Source organism: Caldithrix sp. (assembly GCF_056497305.1).
Window position 1 is genome coordinate 1 of the sequence record NZ_JBSMDE010000118.1, and the last position, 2841, is coordinate 2841.

3 protein-coding genes are annotated in these 2841 nt (G+C 41.5%); 1 reads left to right on the top strand and 2 read right to left on the bottom strand.

Annotation, left to right across the window (positions count from 1 at the left end; translation table 11 throughout):
• Positions 1-992: 992 nt before the first annotated feature.
• Positions 993-2348, top strand: coding sequence for an ATP-binding protein (locus ACWB0I_RS09870; RefSeq protein ID WP_479387897.1), 1356 nt, complete (start codon positions 993-995; stop codon positions 2346-2348).
• A gap of 101 nt (positions 2349-2449) precedes the next feature.
• Here ACWB0I_RS09870 and ACWB0I_RS09875 read toward each other — a convergent pair whose 3' ends face one another.
• Positions 2450-2599, bottom strand: coding sequence for a S16 family serine protease (locus ACWB0I_RS09875; protein WP_479387899.1), 150 nt, complete (start codon positions 2597-2599; stop codon positions 2450-2452).
• 33 nt (positions 2600-2632) lie between these two features.
• Positions 2633-2841: efflux RND transporter permease subunit (locus ACWB0I_RS09880; RefSeq protein WP_479387898.1), on the bottom strand; the 209-nt coding region annotated here is incomplete at its 5' end.

The following is a 2841-nucleotide window of genomic DNA, read 5'->3' on the forward strand; positions in this document are numbered from 1 at the left end:
TATGGAATAACTGGCTTTCTGTTAGAGAAAGGGCCGTTACTCCAAAAGTAAGTCAGAAGGTCCGTTCCAGATCAGGCGGAACCTTGCCTTGAAGGTCCGGTGAAGCGAGGTATGTTTTAATTAAAAAATTACGAATTACGGATTATTTTGCGAAGAGGCAAGTTATTCCGAAGAGGAAAGGCCCGCTTGTAGTGTGTCATTCCGAATTCCCGCTTTAGCGGGATGAGGAATCCCTTACACTTGCAAACAATTTGCAAGCAAACGTAACTCGAGCTTTAGCTCGATACCTTTGTAAGGGCGAAGCATTTTTTGAAAAGTCTTTCTCAAGAGCGATTTAACTTTTACACAAAGAGGTTGCGCTAATTGGAACAACCCTCAGGAAAATGCTTCGCCCTTACGCCTGAGAAAGATTTCTCCGCTCTGCAGGTCGCTTTCGCTCCGCGCATCGGTCGAAATGACAATCAGTGAGGCTTCGTGCCGAGCGCCACTCCAAATCCCGATTTTCGGGGACAGGCTTGTCCGGCCGTAGGACGGGCCAGTCTGGACAGCTGTCCAGACTGACAGGCCCGTCTGGCCACCGGACAGGCAAAGAATTCACAAAGCGCACCAAAGATTGCAAAAATATCTTAACACTTCACAGTAAAACTCAGCAAAGCGGCACAATTTGATCCCCCTTCCCTTTATTAAAAGAAGGGAAGGGGGCCGGGGGGGTAGGATCTTCAGCACAAAATTTTTCGCATCCCGCTGTGGCGGTAATAGATCTTTTAAGTCAAGTATTCTAAACCAAAAGTTTACTTCTTAAACAGCAAATCGTAAATCTGCTCGTAGTCTTTCACAAAAATCAGTTCCAGGCCTTCCAGAAGTTCTTTGCTCATTTCACGCAATAATCGCTTTTTAAAATAATAATGTGGCTTCTTTCTATTAGGAAAATCAACTTCTCCTTGAAATAAGGAGAAATTTTTAATAATTTCTCCTTTTAAAAAGGAGAAGCAATGAATTCAACATTTTTGTCTGTTTTTTTGCAAGAGCGTTTGGTGGAACAGCTTATTACTTCGTTGAAAACACCGCTACCAAAGCTTACGCCAAGATTGCTATTTGGCCGCATTTCCTTCCCTGGAAAGGCCAGCGCTGTTGTCGGGATTCGTCGTGCCGGGAAAACTTATTTTCTTCATCAGGTGCGTCTGAACAAACTCCGCCAACGCTTCAAACAGGAACAACTCCCATATATTAATTTTGAAGATGAACGGCTGGCAGGATTAAAAGTTCAGCACCTTTCATTGTTAGTAGAAGAGTACTATCGTCGTTTTCCTTCCTTTAGAGGAAAACAAACGGTCATCTGGAGTTTTGATGAAATTCAATTGGTACCTGGCTGGGAGCAATTTATTCGTCGAATGCTGGATAACGAAATGGTGGAGATTTATCTTAGCGGTTCATCGGCTGCACTACTCTCTCGGGAGATCGCCACTGCTATGCGAGGTAGAGCTTGGGAAGTGCCCATTTTCCCTTTTAGTTTTAACGAATATTTAAACCACCACAAGCAGGAAATTCCTGAAAGGCTTGATTTGTTAACCAGTACAGAAAGATCCGCTTTAGAAAGTGCTTTGCACAAATACCTTATCGTAGGTGGATTTCCAGAGGCGCAGAACCTGGATACAGCAACCCGTTTTCGTTTATTATCGGATTATGTGGATGTGGCTATTTTGCGGGATGTAGTAGAAAGACATCAGGTGCGTAATGTAAGTAGTTTACGCTGGCTGGTGCGTCATCTTCTCGGCAACCCTGGCGCTCTTTTTAGTGTCGAAAAATTTTATGCCGCTTTAAAATCCCAGGGATTGATGGTTTCGCGAGATACTTTGCATGACCTTTTAGGTTATCTTGAAGACTGCTTTTTAATAAGGATTACATGGATGGAATCAGCATCCGAGCGCCAGCGTATGGTAAATCCAAGAAAAATATATCCTGTCGATCCAGGGCTAATACCCATGTTTGATCGTACAGGAAAACTCAATTTAGGGCATGCTCTGGAAACAGTGGTACGAATCGAATTGGAACGTAGAGGGTTCTCCGTAACTTATGTACGTACCAAAGATGGTTATGAAGTCGACTTTTTAGCTCGATCTCCAGACGGGCAACAGGCACTCATACAAGTATGCGCTAATTTAAATGATGAAAAAACATTACAACGGGAAATTCGAGCGTTGGAACAGGCTTTCAAACAGTTTCCTGATTCGAACAAGCTAATCATTACACTTACGGCAGACATTGATGTGCCGCTTCCTGAATCTATTCAACTCTATTCTGCAGCCCTATGGTTACTAAAAAATAACCTATTAAATTCTGAGGAATAATACGATACAACTTGTTGACTAATGATTTGCTTAAATAGTCTCTCCGGAGCAAATATCCTGAAAAAAGTCAATGGTTAAAATAGGGATTGTTGTTAATTTGCTTAGTTTGTCTTAAACAGCAAATCGTAAATCTGCTCGTAATCTTTCACAAAAATCAGTTCCAGACCTTCCAAAAGTTCCTTGCTCATTTCGCGCTCCACGAGTTTGTTTTCTGCGGGCAAAATAATGCGTTTGATGCCGTGGCGTAACAGCTTTCCCTATAAGATAAAAATATATCCAAAATTTTAAACCGTTTTGCATCTTTTATGAAAAGAATAAAAAATTAATGGCAGGATAAACAAAATAAAAAAGAAAGAACTTATCATTCCCCCTAAACCTGTTAAAGCAAGCGTGTACCATATATTATCGGTATTTTGCTCGGAAAGAAGAATCATAGGAAGAAAACCCAATACCGTTGTAAAAGTAGTTAAAAAAATAGGGCGGAAATGATTAA